The sequence below is a fragment of the Phytopseudomonas daroniae genome, assembly GCF_004327285.1.
Lineage (GTDB): Bacteria > Pseudomonadota > Gammaproteobacteria > Pseudomonadales > Pseudomonadaceae > Aquipseudomonas > Aquipseudomonas daroniae.
The window spans coordinates 51,423-67,324 of sequence record NZ_QJUI01000012.1 but is presented as its reverse complement, the minus strand read 5'-3'; the positions used below and the strand labels follow the sequence as shown (position 1 = coordinate 67,324).

Here is a 15,902-nt window from a genome sequence, read left to right as displayed (position 1 = left end):
GCTTCCCTCGCAGGAGCAGCTTGTGCAGATTCAGGGTTACTTCGACCTCAAGTTCGAAGCGGTGAAAGACGCCTTTGCCGCACTCTTCGACGATCCCCAGGAGCGCGGTGCTGCGCTCTGCGTGCAGGTCGGCGGCGAAACCGTGGTGGATATCTGGGCCGGTATCGCCGACAAGGACGGCCAGCAGGCCTGGCACAGCGATACCATCCTCAACCTGTTTTCCTGCACCAAGCCCTTCACCGCCGTCACGGCGTTGCAACTGGTAGCAGAGGGTAAGCTGGAGCTGGATGCGCCCGTGGCTCGCTACTGGCCGGAGTTCGCAGCAGCGGGCAAGGAGCGCATCACTTTGCGCCATCTGCTCAGCCACCAGGCTGGTCTGCCGGCGATACGTGAGAGCTTGCCGGCCGAAGCCCTCTATGACTGGCAGACCATGACCACCGCGCTGGCGGCAGAGGCACCCTGGTGGGCGCTCGGCGATGGGCATGGCTATGCGCCGATCACCTTCGGCTGGCTGGTTGGCGAGTTGCTACGGCGCATCGAGGGTCGTGGCCCGGGTGAATCGATAGTTGCACGCACCGCCAAACCGCTGGGGTTGGATTTCCATGTCGGCCTTGACGATGCAGAATTCCACCGTGTGGCGACCATCAGTCGTGGCAAGGGCAATGTTGGCGATGCGGCGGCCCAGCGCCTGCTCAAGACCATGATGAGTGACGCCCAGGCCCTGACCACCCGAGCGTTCGCCAATCCGCCTTCGATCATGACCAGCACCAACAAGCCGGAGTGGCGACGCATGCAGCAGCCTGCCGCCAATGGCCATGGAAATGCCCGCAGCCTTGCCGGTTTCTACAGCGGCTTGCTCGATGGTAGCCTGCTCGACAGCGAGCTGCTGGCTGAACTCACCCGTGAGCACAGTGTCGGTGAGGACAGGACGCTATTGACCTCGACGCGTTTCGGCCTCGGCTGCATGCTCGATCAGCCTGCCGTGGCCAATGCCACTTACGGCATGGGGCCGGGGGCCTTTGGCCACCCCGGTGCGGGAGGTTCCACCGGTTTTGCCGACCCGCAGCGTGACGTGGCCGTGGGTTTCGTTACGAATAACCTGGGGCCGTTCGTCTTAATGGATCCGCGGGCACAGAAACTTGCAGGTATCTTATGCGAGTGTTTTTAAGAATCGCGGCTAAACTATTGCGCAGTATGGTTTTAGAGCCTGTTTCTCACGCAGCAGGTGGTGAGCGGATTCTTTGCTTCTGACTCCGGGTTACCCGGGTGACTTCGACCGATTAGATGTGGATGACCGATGCTTTCCTACAAGAAGACTTGCGCACTGGCGCTTTGCGTACTGTTGACAGGTTGCTCCCTGTTCGAGAAGAAGGAAGACCCCAATTCGGCGTTGATGCCGCCGCCGGAGGTTACCCAGGCCTGGTTGGATGAATACGAGCCGCTGCTGCGTGAGGCGATCAAGGACAGCAATTTCGAAATGGAGCGTCGCGAGAACCTGCTGATCGTCACTGCGCCGGTCAAGGGTTCGTTCAACCCGGATCGTCCGAGCATGTTGCTACCGGTCACCCTCGGTCCGATCACCCGCGTTGCCAAGGTGCTGGAAAAAGACAACAAGGTCGGTGTTCTGGTATTGGGTCATGCGGACAGCAGCGGCGCACTGGAAACCAATCGCGAGCTGAGCCACGAGCGAGCCCGCGCCTTCACCGCCATCTTCCGCCTCAGCGGCCTCAAGCAGGATCGCCTGCTGGTCAAGGGCATGGGCCCGGATATGCCGCGCGCCGCCAACGACAGTGCCAATGGCCGTGAGCTGAATCGCCGGGTGGAAATCATGCTGACCCGTCAGGACACCCTGAGGGCGCTGATCGCCCAATATAGCCAGCCAGCCCCGGCTGCCGCCGTAGAGGCCAGCGCTGTTGCCGTCGCCGACAAGCCTGTTGGCAAGGGTGCTACCAAACTGGCCGACGCCAAGAAAGTGGTTGCCGCAGATCAAGCCAAATAAGAGCTACGCCATTAAGCTAGGGCCTTTGTCGCCTCCGAGAGCACTCTCATGACCCAGACCCTGGCCGATATGCGCCGTGACTACACCCGTGACGGGTTGAGCGAGGATCAGGCTCCGCTGGAGCCCTTCGCCCTGTTCAGACGCTGGTTCGCCGATGCGGTGAAAACCGAGCAACTTCCTGTAGAGCCCAACGCCATGAGCCTGGCGACCGTCGATGCCGATGGTCGTCCGCACTGCCGTGTGCTGCTGCTCAAGGGGCTGGATGAACAGGGTTTCACCTTCTTCAGCAATTATCAGAGCGCCAAAGGCGAGCAGCTGCAGGCCAATCCCTTCGCGGCGATGACTTTCTTCTGGCCGACCCTCGAGCGCCAGGTGCGCATCGAGGGGCGAGTGGAGCGGGTTTCAGTGGCCGAGTCCGATGCCTACTTCCAGGTACGCCCGCTGGGCAGTCGCCTGGGGGCCTGGGCCTCGCCACAGAGCCGGGTGATCCGTGATCGCGGCGAGCTGGAAGGACTGCTGGCACAGACCGAACGGCGTTTTGCCGACCACGCGCCCGAGTGCCCACCGCATTGGGGCGGTTATCGTCTGCTACCCGAGCGCATCGAGTTCTGGCAAGGCCGTTCCAGCCGCCTGCACGATCGCCTCGATTATCGCCGCGCTGACGAGGCCTGGTTGCGTCAGCGCCTGGCACCCTGAGTCGCCCGCATGCCTCGCCGCCGATGCGGCGCATGGCATGTCGCCGCCTCCTTCATTCTGCCTACAATGGCGGCTTCCTTTCCGGAGGCCGCGTAATGCTCGAACTCGACTCCACCCTGGCCCAGCACATCGTTGATCGAGCCATGGCCATTCTGCCGTATAACATCAACGTGATGGACGCCCAGGGCATGATCATCGGCAGCGGCGATCCGGCGCGCCTGCATACCCGTCATGAAGGCGCGCAACTGGTGCTGGCCAACCGCCGCGTGGTGGAAATCGACGAGCAGGCCGCGACCTGTCTGCGTGGCGTGCGCCCCGGGGTCAACCTGCCGTTGTTGCATGACGACGACCTGATCGGTGTGCTGGGTATTACCGGTGCGCCCGAGGTGGTGCGTCCCTATGCCGAGCTGGTGCGCATGGCAGCGGAAATGCTGGTCGAACAGCGCCAGTTGCAAGCCGAGCGGCATTGGCAGCGGCATCAGCTGGACGCCTGGCTGCGCCAGTTGTTCGACCCTGCGGTTGCGCTCGGCACGCTGGCGGCGGATGCCGAGCGCCAAGGCCTGGCGCTCGCCTGGCCACGCCAGGTGTGTCTGCTGGAATTGCAGGAGCAGGGTGAGCCGCTGGCGCAGCAGGCGCGTCTGCTCGGCGTCTTGACTGGCAAGAGCGAGCACCTGTGTGCGCCACTGGGCATGCGCGAGCTGCTCTGGTGCAGGCCGCTGACTGCAGGCCGTGGTGATGCCCACTGGCTGGAAAGTGCGGATGAGCGCGGTTGGGGTGTGGCCCGCTTGCTGGTCAGCGATCCGGTACAGTCTCTCGGGCAATTGCGTCAGGCCTGCCTGGCGTTACGCGATCTGCAGGCCTTCGCACGGGCGCGCTACCCATCGCAGCGCCTGGTGTCGCTGGAGGAGCATCGCCTGCCGACCCTGCTCTACGCCCAGCGTAACAGCTGGTTGCTGCAAGGCTGGCTGGCACCGCTGAAGCAGGTGCTGGCCCAGGACGGCAACGGTGTGCTGCGGGAAACCCTGGAAGCCTGGTGTGCCCATGACGGTCAGGTGCAGAGCTGTGCCGCGGCCCTGGGCATTCACCGCAATACCTTGCGCTATCGTCTGGAACGCATCGCCGAACTCAGCGGTGTGGAGCTGACGCGTCTGGATCGCCGCCTGCAGCTTTCGCTGGGGTTGGGGCTGATAGAGCCAAACGGATAACTATCCCCATGTTGCGCTTGCACAGTAACTGACGTGTGGTTTGCGCTGTTGGTTGTGCGAGTGAACAGGGTGTCACCGCATGCCGCTGAGTGACAATGCGCAGCAGTGGCACCCACCATAACAACAACGAGGACACCGGCATGGCTCTGGTTCTGATCCTGGTCGCATTGATCGCGTTCATCGTGCTCTCGACCACCCGTCTCAAGTTGCACCCCTTTCTCGCATTATTAGCTGCTGCCCTGATCGCTGGTTTTGCCTACCAACTGCCCCATCAGGACATTCTCAAGACCATCGCCACCGGCTTTGGCGGCATCCTGGGCAACATCGGTATCGTGATCGTGCTCGGTACCATCATCGGTGTGATTCTCGAGCGCAGTGGTGCCGCCATCACCATGGCGGAGACCGTGATCAAGCTGCTCGGTGAGCGCTTTCCTACGCTGACTATGTCGATCATTGGCTACCTGGTATCTATTCCGGTGTTCTGCGACTCCGGTTATGTCATCCTCAACTCGCTGAAAAATGCATTGGCCGCGCGCATGAAAGTGTCGGTGGTGGCCATGAGTGTGGCGCTGGCTACGGGTCTGTATGCCACCCACACCTTTGTCCCGCCAACCCCTGGGCCGATCGCCGCCGCTGGCAACCTCGGGTTGGGTTCGAGTCTGGGGCTGGTGATCGCAGTGGGCCTGGTTGTCGCGCTGGTCACGGCATTGGCTGGTATGTTCTGGGCCAACCGCTTCATCGGCAAGGACATCGTCCTTGAAGATAACGGTACGCCACTGCCGGCAGATGAAGATTTCGCAACCCTCAGGGCCAAATACGGCACGCTGCCGAGCGCCACACAGGCCTTTGCACCTATTTTCGTGCCGATTCTGCTGATCTGCCTGGGTTCCATCGCCGTATTCCCGAGTAAGCCCCTGGGTGACGGTGCACTGCTCAGCGTATTGGGCTTTCTGGGGCATCCAGTCATGGCGTTGCTGGTGGGCCTGGTGCTGGCCTGTACCCTGCTCAAGGGCAAAGGCAAGCGGCAGAATCTACATGACCGCGTTTCCGAGGGCATCGTCTCCGCCGCGCCTATCATTCTGATCACTGGTGCTGGTGGTGCATTCGGTGCAGTGCTCAGTGCGACCCCTCTGGGCAACTACCTGGGTACGACCCTGTCGGCACTGGGCGTTGGGTTGTTTATGCCGTTTCTGGTAGCTGCTGCTCTGAAAACGGCCCAAGGTTCCACCACTGTTGCGTTGGTCACCACCTCGGCGATGGTTGCGCCACTCCTGGGCCAGTTGGGGTTGGATAGCGAGATGGGGCGCGTACTGACCGTGATGGCCATCGGTGCCGGTGGTATGACCGTATCCCACGCCAACGACAGTTTCTTCTGGGTGGTGACCCAGTTCAGCCGCATGCCGGTAGCCGTTGCTTACCGTGCGCAGACCATGGCCACCCTGATCCAGGGCTTGGTCGGTATCACCACCGTGTGGCTGCTGAGTCTGGTGCTACTGTAATCCGCCGTATTACGGGACGCCTTCGTGGCGTCCCGCTGCTATCGAGGTCTTTCCATGAAAATCGTCATCGCTCCTGATTCGTTCAAGGAGAGCCTGAGTGCGCCCGACGTTGCCCAGGCGATTGCCCGCGGCTGGCTCGCCGTTTACCCGGATGCCGAGATCGCGCTGTGCCCCATGGCCGACGGCGGCGAGGGCACGGTGGATGCCGTGCTCGCGGCGACTGGCGGTGAGCGTCGTGAACTGAGTGTGCAAGGCCCCTTGGCTACGCCGGTACAGGCCCACTGGGGCTGGTTGGGCGATGGCACCGCAGTAATCGAGATGGCGGCAGCCAGCGGTCTGCACTGGGTGCCGAGCGCGCAACGTGATGCCCGGGTGACCAGCAGCTACGGCACCGGAGAGTTGATTCGGGCGGCGCTGGATGCCGGTGCCACGCGGATCATTCTGGGGCTCGGTGGCAGCGCTACCAACGATGGTGGCTGCGGTCTGCTGCAGGCCCTGGGCGCGCGTTTTCTCGATGTTGATGGTAATGAATTGCACCCCGGTGGCGCTGCCTTGGCCGCGCTGCACAAGGTCGACCTGGAAGGGCTCGATACGCGCCTGCAAGACGTGCAGGTCGAGGTAGCCGCGGATGTCGACAATCCCTTGTGTGGGCCGCGTGGCGCCTCGGCGATCTTCGGCCCGCAGAAGGGCGCCAGCCCGGAGCAGGTCAAGGAACTGGACGCCGCGCTTGCGCGTCTGGCCGAAGTGGTCGGCGAAGCATTGGGCGAAGATTTCAGCACCTTTCCCGGGGTTGGTGCTGCTGGCGGGCTGGGCTTTGCGGCCAAGGTCTTTTTCGGCGCCCGCTTTCGTCCGGGTATCGAGCTGGTCGCCGAGTTGTCCGGGCTCGCGGAGGCGGTCACCGGCGCCGATCTGGTGATCACCGGGGAAGGGCGGCTGGATGCCCAGAGCCTGCATGGCAAAACCCCGGTCGGCGTAGCTCGGGTGGCACAGGTTCAAGGCGTTCCGGTGATTGCCCTGGCCGGTAGCCTCGGCGAGGGATATCAGCAGGTGCGCGAGGCCGGTATCGAAGCCTCTTTCAGCCTGGCTCCCGGGCCGATCAGCCTGGAGCATGCCTGCACGCATGCGGCGCAGGAGCTGGAAGCGCGTGCTGCCGACCTCGCCAGGTTCTGGCGCCTGGCGCAGGCTGCACGCAACTGATCGCGGCGCCGCAAGGTGATCTTTCGCATGGTTCGATACTGTGCGCTCGGGCCTTGTATGCACTGTGTCAGGGCGGTGACAATGATGACTGGCCGCTGTCTATACTGCAGCGAATGAGGATGTTGGCTGCGTCGCCCCCTGTACGGCTGCTGAACGAGTGCCGTAATTTATCGGCAATCACAGTGAGCTTCCTGGCGACCGTGCTGTCATAGCGTTATCAGTCCAGTCTGGAGAATCGTCATGCATAAACCTGGTATTTTCGTTGTCCTGTTTGCCGCAGCGACTCTCACCCTCGGCGGCTGTGCATCGAGCCTGACCGGCGACAGCTATTCGCGCGATGAAGCGCGTGCCGTGCAGACCGTGCGCATGGGCACCATCGAATCCCTGCGTCCGGTGAAGATCGAAGGTACCAAGACACCAATCGGTGGCGGTGCTGGTGCGGTGATCGGCGGTGTAGCGGGTAGTGGTGTCGGTGGCGGTCGTGGCTCGGCCGTGGCGGCGGTGATCGGTGCGGTAGCCGGTGGTTTGCTGGGCGCTGCAGCCGAGGAAGGCATCACGCGGACTCAAGGCGTTGAAATCACCGTGCGTGAAGATGACGGCAGCATGCGTGCCTATGTGCAGGCTGTAGAGGAAAATCAGGTCTTTCGCGTCGGTGAGCGGGTGCGCATCATGACCGTCAACGGTACCAGCCGTGTGACTCACTGATGCTCCGCTGACAGCGCCCGGAGCTCTGTTTGTGTTGCTGTACGAAGGCCGGATCAGCTTGCTGCCCCGGCCTTTTTCATGGCTGTGATTCGCTGTGAAGGCCAGCCTAGAGCGCTCGGTTTTGTTTGCAGGAGATGAGTTGGAGATAGCTTTAGTAATAATTCTATCCATGACGCGCAGTCGATAGTTAAGCATAATCGAGGGCGCTTCTCGCTCAGAACGCTCCAAGGTCTACGACCAGAAAAACAAGTCGAACGCCTGGGGTATTCGCCAGTCAGTTAGAGCGACCGCAAGATATGCGGATACTTGATCGAAACTGACTCGACATGCTCCGAGTCGGGCTGCTACAGGTGGTTTTTCCGCCTGCCGGGTTGGCATCACGCACACCATCGCAGGGATCGGCCGGGCGCTACGCACTCGGTATTCTGGCACACACTAACTGGCCGTCTGGCTGCATGACGGGCTTGTACAAGGGGTTTAGTGTATGGCGCTTGCGCTGATCATCGCCTTACCATTTCTAGGCATCTTTCTGCCGTTGCTGGCTGACCGCATGGGGCGCTCGCTCTGTGCGCTGGCGGCTGCGCTGGGGCCGGCGGCTGCGCTGATCCTGTTGTGGCTGCAGCAGCCAGCGGTGTTCGCTGGCGAGGTGCAGATCGTCCGCTATCCGTGGCTGTCGGATCTCGGCCTGGATCTGAGCCTGCGCCTGGACGGGCTCGGTTTCCTGTTCGCCTTGATGATCCTCGGCATTGGCTTGCTGGTGATCCTCTACGCCCGCTATTACCTGAGCAAGCAGGAGCCGATGGGGCGTTTCTTCGCCTACCTGCTGTTGTTCATGGGGGCCATGCTGGGCGTGGTGCTCTCGGAAAACATGCTGCTGATGCTGGTGTTCTGGGAGCTGACCAGCCTGTCGTCGTTCCTGCTGATCGGCTTCTGGAGCGGCAGCTCGGATGCGCGTCGCGGATCGCGCATGGCACTGACCGTCACCGGCGGTGGTGGCCTGGCGCTGCTGGCGGGGATTCTGCTGCTCGGCAACATCGTCGGCAGTTTCGAGCTGAGCCAGGTGCTGGCGGCTGGCGATGTGATCCGTAGCCACGCCCTGTACCCGATTACCCTGATCCTGATCCTGCTGGGTGTCTTCACCAAGTCTGCGCAATTCCCCTTCCATTTCTGGTTGCCCCAGGCCATGTCGGCGCCTACGCCGGTGTCGGCCTATCTGCACTCGGCGACCATGGTCAAGGCCGGCGTGTTCCTGCTGGCGCGCTTTTACCCGGCGTTGGCGGGTACCGAGTGGTGGTTCTATCTGGTCAGCATGACCGGTATGGCGACCCTGTTGTTCGGTGCCGGCATGGCGTTGTTCCAGCACGACCTCAAGGGGTTGCTGGCCTACTCGACCATCAGCCACCTCGGGCTGATTACCCTGCTGTTCGGCCTGAATACCGATCTGTCCTCGGTCGCAGCGGTGTTCCACATCATCAACCATGCGACGTTCAAGGCCTCGCTGTTCATGGCCGCCGGCATCATCGACCACGAAACCGGCAGCCGCGACATGCGGCGTATCGCCGGGCTCTGGAAGTACATGCCGCACACCGCCGTACTGGCCATGGTGGCGGCATCGGCGATGGCCGGGGTGCCGCTGCTGAACGGCTTCCTGAGCAAGGAAATGTTCTTCACCGAGACGCTCAATCAGAATCTGCTCGGTATCTTCAGCTGGATGATTCCCGCGGCCGCCACACTGGCCGGGGTGTTCTCGGTCGCCTATTCGCTGCGTTTCATCCACGACGTGTTCTTCAACGGCGAGCCGAAGGATCTGCCCAAGTATCCGCCTCATGAGCCGCCGCGCTACATGAAGATTCCGGTGGAAGTTCTGGTCTTCCTCTGCCTGCTGGTGGGCATGTTGCCGGCCTACACCGTGGCACCGCTGCTGGCCTCGGCGGCCTCGGCGACGCTGGGTGGTGAGGTGCCTTATTACAGCCTGTCGATCTGGCACGGTTTCAACCTGCCGTTGGGCATGAGCGTGATCGCCCTGGTCGGCGGGATCATCGTCTATGCCTGCCGCGAGCCGCTGTTCCGCTGGTATAACGGCATGCCGGAGGTGGATGCCAAGGAGATGTTCGAGCTGCTCAACAGCCGTTTGGTGAAGAGCGCTCGCTGGATCACCAGGCTGCTCGAAAGCGGCTCCCAGCAGCGTTACGTGGCACTGCTGCTGGTCAGCGCCCTGGTGCTGATCACCATTGCGCTGTCGTCGATGGATTCGCTGGGCGGCAACGTGCCGCTGTCGCCGCTCGATGGCATCACCGTGCTCGGTATGCTGGTGCTGTGCGTGATGGCCGTGCTCACGGTGGTGTTCCACCGCAACCGCCTCAAGGCGCTGATGACACTGAGCTGCGCCGGGCTGATGGTGGCGCTGGCGTTCGCTCGCTATTCCGCGCCGGATCTGGCCCTGACCCAGCTGTCGGTCGAGGTGGTGACCATCATCCTGCTGGTGCTGGCGCTGTTCTTCATGCCGGATCGCACGCCGATGGAGTCGAGCAGCCTGCGCGGCCTGCGTGATGTCCTGTTGGCTGGTGGTTGCGGTATCGCCGTCTCGCTGCTGGCTTACGCGGTCATGACCCGCCCCTACGACAGCATCGCCTCGTTCTTCCTCGAGAACAGCGTCAGTGGTGGCGGTGGTACCAATGTGGTCAACGTGATTCTGGTCGATTTCCGCGGCTTCGATACCCTGGGAGAAATCAGCGTGCTGGCGATCGCAGCGGTAGGTATCTACGGCTTGCTCGCCGGGCTGCATCTGCCGCACCCGCTCACCGACCCGAACGGCAAACCCTGGTCGCGCGACAGCCACCCGATGATCCTCGACAACATTGCACGGGTGCTGCTGCCGATGGCGCTGCTGGTGTCGGCTTTCATCTTCCTGCGCGGGCACAACCTGCCAGGCGGCGGCTTCATTGCCGGCCTGATCACCGCCATTGCCCTGATCCTGCAATACGTGGCTCATGGGGTCGAATGGACGCAGCGGCGTATGCCCTGGAGTTTCCACAGCATCGCCGGACTCGGCGTGATGATCGCCGGGCTCACTGGCCTCGGCAGCATGGCCTTCGGTGCGCCGTTCCTGACGTCGGCCTTCGACCATTTCCACCTGCCGCTGATCGGTGAGTTCGAGCTGGCTACCGCGCTGTTCTTCGACCTGGGTGTGTACCTGGCAGTAGTCGGTTCCACGCTGCTGATCCTGTCCAACATCGGCCACGTCAGTCAGGACGAATCGAGCAAGGAGGTACTCTGATGGAAGCACTATTCGCGATTACGCTGGGTGTGCTGACTGCCAGCGGTGTGTACCTGCTGATGCGAGCTCGCATTTATCCCGTGGTGATGGGGCTTACCCTGATTTCCTACGGGGTCAACCTGTTCCTGTTCGCCATGGGCCGTCTGGGCACCGGCGTACCGGCGGTGATCGGCAAGAGCGCCGAGTACGGTGATCCGATTCCCCAGGCACTGGTGCTCACCGCCATCGTCATCGGCTTCGCCATGACGGCCTTCGTCGTGGTGCTGTCGCTGCGGGCGCTGGGTGACTTGCGAACCGACCATGTCGATGGCGAGGAGCCGCGCTGATGAATCACGCGTTGATCCTGCCGATCCTGATACCCCTGTTTACCGGCAGCCTGCTGCTGATTCGCTCGCAGTTATCGCTGAGCGCCAAGCGCTGGATTTCCCTGCTGGCTACCTGGGCACTGCTGCCGTTGAGCGCCTGGCTGGTGCTGCAGGCGGATTCCGGTGTGTTGCAGGTGTATGCCCTGGGCAACTGGCAGGCGCCATTCGGCATCGTACTGCTGCTCGATCGCCTGGCTGCGCTGATGTTGCTGGTGACCGCCGTGCTGGCAAGCTTCGCCATGCTCTATGCGGTGCGCGGCGACGACGAGCGCGGGCCGAACTTCCACGCCCTGATGCAATTCCAGCTGCTCGGCATCAACGGTGCGTTTCTTACCGGCGATCTGTTCAACCTGTTCGTGTTCTTCGAGATCCTGCTGATCGCCTCGTACTCGCTGCTGGTCTATGGCGGTGGCCCGAAGCGGATCAAGGCGGGCATGCACTACGTGGTGCTCAACCTGGTGGCCTCGTCGTTCTTCCTGATCGGTGTGGGCATTCTTTACGGCCTTCTTGGCACCCTGAACATCGCCGACCTGGCGTTGAAAGTTTCCGAGGCTGATGCCGACCGCCTGCCGCTGATCGCCGCTGCTGGATACCTGCTGCTGATCGTGTTCGGCCTTAAAGGCGCGATCCTGCCGCTGTACTTCTGGTTACCCAACGCCTACGCGGCAGCCACGGCACCGGTGGCCGCACTATTCGCCATCATGACCAAGGTCGGGCTGTATGCGGTGATCCGCGTTTTCACTCTGGTCTTCGGCAGCGAGGCAGGCGAGCTGGCCCATCTGATCGACTACCTGTTGTGGCCGCTGGCGGCACTGACCCTGGCAGTCGGTGTGATTGGCGCCCTGGCTGCACGTAGCCTGGGCCGGCTGATCGGTTATCTGGTGATCGTCTCGGTTGGTACGTTGCTGGCGGGCGTAGCCCTCGGTACCGCGCAGAGTCTGAGCGCCGCGCTTTACTACCTGGTGCACAGCACCTGGGTGTGTGGCGGGCTGTTCCTGCTCGCCGACCTGCTGGCGCGTCAGCGCGGCGATATTGGCTTGCGGCTGCGCAAGGGGCCGCAATTGCTGCAGCCGAAATTGCTCGGTGGGCTGTTCTTCATCGGTGCCATTTCCGTTGCCGGCTTACCGCCGTTCTCGGGGTTTCTGGGCAAGTTGATGCTGCTGCGTTCGGTGGAAACCGGCACGCAGGCGCTGGTGCTATGGCCGGTAGTGCTGTGCGGCGGGCTGGGGATGGTGATCGCCCTGGTGCGCGCTGGCAGCACCCTGTTCTGGCGCTGCACCGGTGAGCCGGCGCCGGCCGCCGAGTTCGACCGGATTCGCGCTCTGGCTGCCATCTGCCTGCTGGCTGGCGGGCCGCTGCTGGTGATCGCCGCTCAGCCGATCCATGAGTACGTCCAGGCCGTCGCCCAGCAATTGCTGGATGTCGATAGCTACCTGCAGATCGTGCGCGGAGGTGATGCATGAGCCTATCCCGATGGTTGCCCCATCCCATGCTCACCGTGCTGCTCACGGTGATCTGGCTTTTGCTGGTCAACGCACCGAGCGTTGGTCATCTGTTGCTGGGTGCTTTTCTCGGCTGGGGCATCGCCCTGCTGTGCCGTGGTTTCATGCTTGACGTGCCACGCCTGCGTCGGCCTTTGCTGCTGTGCCGCTACATGCTGATGGTGCTCTGGGACATCGTTATCGCCAACCTGCATGTGGCGCGATTGGTGCTGGGTCCGACCAGCAGGTTGCGGCCGGCATTCGTCGAGGTACCCATGGCCATCGAGAACGAATTCATGCTTTCGGTACTCGCCTGCATCGTGTCGCTGACCCCGGGAACCGTGTCATCCGGTCTCAGTAGCGATCATAAAACCCTGCTGCTGCACGGCCTGGACGTGGCTGATGGCGAGGCACTGATCGCCGAGGTCAAGTCACGCTACGAAGCCCCGCTGATGGAGATTTTCGAATGCTCGTCTACGTAATTCCCCTGTGCATGGCGCTGATGGGCGTCGCCGTAGCGCTCAACGTGATCCGCCTGGTGCGCGGCCCGGATATGCCGGATCGGGTACTGGCCCTGGATACGCTGTACATCAACGCCCTGGCGTTGATCGTGGTGTTCGGTATCTGGCTCGAGTCGGATCTGTTTTTCGAGGCGGCGCTGCTGATCGCCGTCATGGGTTTCGTCGGTACCGTGGCGGTGGGCAAGCACCTGCTGCACGGCGAAATCATCGACTGAGGAGGGTATTGCCATGCCATTTTGGATCGAAGCACTGGTGGCGTTTTTTCTGATCACCGGCTGCTCCTTCGCCTTGATCGGCGCCATTGGTCTGTACCGCCTGCCGGACTTCTTCACCCGTCTGCACGGCCCGACCAAGGCCACCACCCTGGGCGTAGGCAGCATGGTCGTGGCGTCGATGATCTTCTTCGGCAGTCACGAAGAAGGGCTGAGCCTCCACGAACTGCTGATCACCCTGTTCCTGTTCATCACCGCCCCGGTCAGTGCCCACATGCTCGCCAAGGCGGCGATGCAGCAGAAGGTCAAGTTGGTGAGCCGTACCCGCGGTCGGCCCTGGGAATCCTGAACTGGGCTGGTCGTTTGGCGCCTGGCTGTTCCTGTCGGCGGTGCTGCGCAGCCCATAGACTGCATCCGCAACCTTCCTGAGCGAGGCCCTGCAGATGCAGTGGCAACAACGTGCGGCGACCGCCGCGGACATCGAAGCGCTCTGTGCGCTGATCTTCGAGCACGGCCCCAACCCCTGGAATCATCTGCCGCGCGCAGAGGTGACTGCCCATCTGCAGGGCATCGCCGATGGCAGTACACGCGCTTTGCTGGCTGAGGGAGAGGCTGGATTGCTGGGGTTCGTCAGCCATGTGCGCACCACCTGGTTTCACGAGCACCAGCCCCTGAGCAGATGCGATGACGAACATGCCTATATCTGCGAGGCCGTGACCCACCGCGACATGGCGGGACGGGGGCTGGGTTCCGCGCTACTGCGCCAGGTGGTGGCGGATATCCGCAGCGAAGGCATCATGGACATCTATATCGATCGTCACGAAGAGAACGCGGCCTCAGCCGGCATGATGCGCAAGGCCGGGTTCGTCGAGATCAGCACCGTTGATGACGGCGAGCGCCGGCCCAATGGGTCACGGCGCACCACTCTATGTCGTTGGCAGTCGGCTTAGTCGGCCAATAGCGCCCGCGCCAGGCCTTCGGCGACGCGGATGCCATCGACACCGGCGGAGAGGATGCCACCGGCGTAACCAGCGCCTTCGCCGGCGGGGAACAGGCCACGCACGTTGAGGCTCTGCAGGTCTTCACCGCGGGTGATCCGCAACGGCGAGGACGTGCGGGTTTCGATGCCGGTCAGTACCGCATCGTGCAGGTCGAAGCCCTTGATCTGCTTGCCGAATGCCGGCAGTGCCTCACGGATCGCCTCGATGGCGAAGTCCGGCAGGGCCGGTGCCAGATCCCCCAGTTTGATTCCCGGTTTGTAGGACGGCTCGACACTGCCCAGTGCCGTGCTCGGCTTGCCAGCGATGAAGTCGCCCACCAGTTGGCCCGGCGCTTCGTAGCTGCTGCCACCGAGTACATAGGCGTGGGACTCCAGGCGTTCCTGTAGCTCGACACCAGCCAGCGGGCCACCGGGATAGTCCTGCTCCGGGGTAATGCCGACGACGATGCCGGCATTGGCATTGCGCTCGTTGCGCGAGTACTGGCTCATGCCGTTGGTCACCACTCGATGCGGCTCGCTGGTGGCGGCGACCACGGTGCCGCCCGGGCACATGCAGAAGCTGTACACCGAGCGGCCGTTCTTGGCGTGGTGCACCAGCTTGTAGTCGGCGGCGCCAAGCTTCGGATGGCCGGCGTATTTGCCGAGACGGGCACGATCGATCAGCGATTGAGGGTGTTCGATACGGAAGCCCACCGAGAAGGGTTTGGCTTCCATGAATACGCCGCGCTTGTGCAGCGCACGGAAGGTGTCGCGGGAGCTGTGACCGAGAGCCAGGATGACGTGGCGGCTGTGGATCTGCTCGCCGTTCTCCAGTTCTACGCCGAGCAGTTGGCCGTCCTCGATCAGTACGTCGCTGACGCGCTGCTGGAAGCGTACTTCACCGCCCAGGGCCTTGATCTCCTCACGCATGGTGGCGACCACGCCCGTCAGGCGGAAAGTGCCAATGTGCGGTTTGCTGACGTAGAGGATTTCCTCTGGCGCGCCAGCTTTGACGAATTCTTCCAGCACCTTGCGGCCGTAATGGTTGGGATCCTTGATCTGGCTGTACAGTTTGCCGTCGGAAAAGGTGCCCGCGCCGCCCTCGCCGAACTGCACGTTGGACTCGGGGTCGAGCACCTTCTTGCGCCACAGGCCCCAGGTGTCCTTGGTGCGTTGGCGCACTTCCTTGCCACGCTCGAGCACGATCGGCTTGAGGCCCATCTGCGCCAGCAGCAACGCGGCGAAGATGCCACAGGGGCCGAAGCCGATCACCAGAGGACGCTGTTCCGGTTGCTGTTCTGCGGGAATGTTCAGCGGCTTGTAGCGCAGGTCTGGCGCGATGCCAAGATTACGGTCGTTGCTCAGGCGTGCCAGCAGCGCCGCTTCGTCGCGCACACTGAAGTCGAGGGTATAGATGAACGGCATGTCCCCGAACTTCTTGCGTGCATCGTAGCTGCGCTTGAACACGTTGAACTCGAGCAGTTCGCTGTCTTCGATACCCAGGCGCTCGAGCAGAGCAGGGCGGAGTGCGTCGTCCGCATGGTCGAGGGGCAGTTTCAGTTCGGTGATGCGCAGCATGTGGAGTCCACCTTTCAGGGCCGGAGGTCACCCGGCAGCTTTTCGAGGGCGGCGATTATGGACGAAAAAGAACCATCAGGCTGCAGTTCTCGCGTCGCAGTCGACGGGCAGTGGCAGGGATCGATGTATCCAGCCCCGGATCAGACGCGTCAATTTTCAGGTACCTCACTGGCGTAAAAAGGACATTC

Annotated in this window: 15 protein-coding genes; 14 read left to right on the top strand and 1 reads right to left on the bottom strand. The window is 62.6% G+C overall.

The window, feature by feature from the left end; genetic code table 11:
- Positions 1-22: 22 nt before the first annotated feature.
- From DNK06_RS14885 to DNK06_RS14820, 14 genes are all read left to right on the top strand, one after another.
- The gene (locus tag DNK06_RS14885; protein WP_131180772.1) at positions 23-1,168 is read left to right on the top strand and encodes a serine hydrolase domain-containing protein; all 1,146 of its coding nucleotides are present in this window, start codon (positions 23-25) and stop codon (positions 1,166-1,168) included.
- 129 nt (positions 1,169-1,297) lie between these two features.
- Positions 1,298-1,999: an OmpA family protein gene (locus DNK06_RS14880; RefSeq protein WP_131180771.1), complete on the top strand. Its 702-nt coding sequence runs from the start codon at positions 1,298-1,300 to the stop codon at positions 1,997-1,999.
- 48 nt (positions 2,000-2,047) lie between these two features.
- On the top strand, positions 2,048-2,695 hold the full coding sequence (pdxH, locus tag DNK06_RS14875; protein WP_131180770.1) for a pyridoxamine 5'-phosphate oxidase: 648 nt from the start codon (positions 2,048-2,050) through the stop codon (positions 2,693-2,695).
- 95 nt (positions 2,696-2,790) lie between these two features.
- Entirely contained in the window at positions 2,791-3,900 is a 1,110-nt protein-coding gene (locus DNK06_RS14870) for a sugar diacid recognition domain-containing protein (protein WP_131180769.1), read from the top strand.
- Between the two features lie 140 nt (positions 3,901-4,040).
- Positions 4,041-5,399 carry a GntP family permease gene (locus tag DNK06_RS14865; protein ID WP_131180768.1) on the top strand — a complete coding sequence of 453 codons (1,359 nt, stop codon included), beginning with the start codon at positions 4,041-4,043 and terminating at the stop codon, positions 5,397-5,399.
- Positions 5,400-5,453: 54 nt separating this feature from the next.
- The gene (locus DNK06_RS14860; RefSeq protein ID WP_131180767.1) at positions 5,454-6,596 is read left to right on the top strand and encodes a glycerate kinase; all 1,143 of its coding nucleotides are present in this window, start codon (positions 5,454-5,456) and stop codon (positions 6,594-6,596) included.
- Between the two features lie 240 nt (positions 6,597-6,836).
- Positions 6,837-7,301, top strand: a complete 465-nt coding sequence (locus DNK06_RS14855; protein ID WP_131180766.1) for an outer membrane lipoprotein — start codon at positions 6,837-6,839, stop codon at positions 7,299-7,301.
- A gap of 484 nt (positions 7,302-7,785) precedes the next feature.
- Positions 7,786-10,578 (top strand): monovalent cation/H+ antiporter subunit A, encoded by a 2,793-nt coding sequence (locus tag DNK06_RS14850; RefSeq protein WP_131180765.1) that lies wholly within the window; start codon positions 7,786-7,788, stop codon positions 10,576-10,578.
- On the top strand, positions 10,578-10,904 hold the full coding sequence (locus DNK06_RS14845) for a Na+/H+ antiporter subunit C (RefSeq protein WP_131180764.1): 327 nt from the start codon (positions 10,578-10,580) through the stop codon (positions 10,902-10,904). Before DNK06_RS14850 ends, DNK06_RS14845 begins: the two co-directional genes overlap by 1 nt.
- Positions 10,904-12,406: a monovalent cation/H+ antiporter subunit D gene (locus DNK06_RS14840; RefSeq protein ID WP_131180763.1), complete on the top strand. Its 1,503-nt coding sequence runs from the start codon at positions 10,904-10,906 to the stop codon at positions 12,404-12,406. The genes DNK06_RS14845 and DNK06_RS14840 overlap by 1 nt, the downstream gene beginning before the upstream one ends.
- Positions 12,403-12,906 (top strand): Na+/H+ antiporter subunit E, encoded by a 504-nt coding sequence (locus DNK06_RS14835; protein ID WP_131180762.1) that lies wholly within the window; start codon positions 12,403-12,405, stop codon positions 12,904-12,906. The genes DNK06_RS14840 and DNK06_RS14835 overlap by 4 nt, the downstream gene beginning before the upstream one ends.
- Positions 12,891-13,160 (top strand): K+/H+ antiporter subunit F, encoded by a 270-nt coding sequence (locus DNK06_RS14830; protein ID WP_131180761.1) that lies wholly within the window; start codon positions 12,891-12,893, stop codon positions 13,158-13,160. Before DNK06_RS14835 ends, DNK06_RS14830 begins: the two co-directional genes overlap by 16 nt.
- A gap of 13 nt (positions 13,161-13,173) precedes the next feature.
- Positions 13,174-13,506, top strand: a complete 333-nt coding sequence (locus DNK06_RS14825) for a Na+/H+ antiporter subunit G (RefSeq protein ID WP_131180760.1) — start codon at positions 13,174-13,176, stop codon at positions 13,504-13,506.
- 94 nt (positions 13,507-13,600) lie between these two features.
- Positions 13,601-14,107 carry a GNAT family N-acetyltransferase gene (locus tag DNK06_RS14820; RefSeq protein ID WP_131180759.1) on the top strand — a complete coding sequence of 169 codons (507 nt, stop codon included), beginning with the start codon at positions 13,601-13,603 and terminating at the stop codon, positions 14,105-14,107.
- Here DNK06_RS14820 and DNK06_RS14815 read toward each other — a convergent pair.
- The gene (locus tag DNK06_RS14815; RefSeq protein ID WP_131180758.1) at positions 14,104-15,714 is read right to left on the bottom strand and encodes an NAD(P)/FAD-dependent oxidoreductase; all 1,611 of its coding nucleotides are present in this window, start codon (positions 15,712-15,714) and stop codon (positions 14,104-14,106) included. The two genes, DNK06_RS14820 and DNK06_RS14815, sit on opposite strands and share 4 nt — an antisense overlap.
- Positions 15,715-15,902 lie beyond the last annotated feature (188 nt).

Excerpts from the sequence above, each read along its gene's own strand:
- DNK06_RS14835 (WP_131180762.1), top strand. The coding sequence starts at position 12,403 with ATGAGCCTATCCCGATGGTTGCCCCATCCCATGCTCACCGTGCTGCTC.
- DNK06_RS14830 (WP_131180761.1), top strand. The coding sequence starts at position 12,891 with ATGCTCGTCTACGTAATTCCCCTGTGCATGGCGCTGATGGGCGTCGCC.
- DNK06_RS14855 (WP_131180766.1), top strand. The coding sequence starts at position 6,837 with ATGCATAAACCTGGTATTTTCGTTGTCCTGTTTGCCGCAGCGACTCTC.
- DNK06_RS14880 (WP_131180771.1), top strand. The coding sequence starts at position 1,298 with ATGCTTTCCTACAAGAAGACTTGCGCACTGGCGCTTTGCGTACTGTTG.
- DNK06_RS14870 (WP_131180769.1), top strand. The coding sequence starts at position 2,791 with ATGCTCGAACTCGACTCCACCCTGGCCCAGCACATCGTTGATCGAGCC.
- DNK06_RS14840 (WP_131180763.1), top strand. The coding sequence starts at position 10,904 with ATGAATCACGCGTTGATCCTGCCGATCCTGATACCCCTGTTTACCGGC.
- pdxH (WP_131180770.1), top strand. The coding sequence starts at position 2,048 with ATGACCCAGACCCTGGCCGATATGCGCCGTGACTACACCCGTGACGGG.
- DNK06_RS14860 (WP_131180767.1), top strand. The coding sequence starts at position 5,454 with ATGAAAATCGTCATCGCTCCTGATTCGTTCAAGGAGAGCCTGAGTGCG.
- DNK06_RS14850 (WP_131180765.1), top strand. The coding sequence starts at position 7,786 with ATGGCGCTTGCGCTGATCATCGCCTTACCATTTCTAGGCATCTTTCTG.
- DNK06_RS14825 (WP_131180760.1), top strand. The coding sequence starts at position 13,174 with ATGCCATTTTGGATCGAAGCACTGGTGGCGTTTTTTCTGATCACCGGC.
- DNK06_RS14820 (WP_131180759.1), top strand. The coding sequence starts at position 13,601 with ATGCAGTGGCAACAACGTGCGGCGACCGCCGCGGACATCGAAGCGCTC.
- DNK06_RS14815 (WP_131180758.1), bottom strand. The coding sequence starts at position 15,714 with ATGCTGCGCATCACCGAACTGAAACTGCCCCTCGACCATGCGGACGAC.
- DNK06_RS14845 (WP_131180764.1), top strand. The coding sequence starts at position 10,578 with ATGGAAGCACTATTCGCGATTACGCTGGGTGTGCTGACTGCCAGCGGT.
- DNK06_RS14865 (WP_131180768.1), top strand. The coding sequence starts at position 4,041 with ATGGCTCTGGTTCTGATCCTGGTCGCATTGATCGCGTTCATCGTGCTC.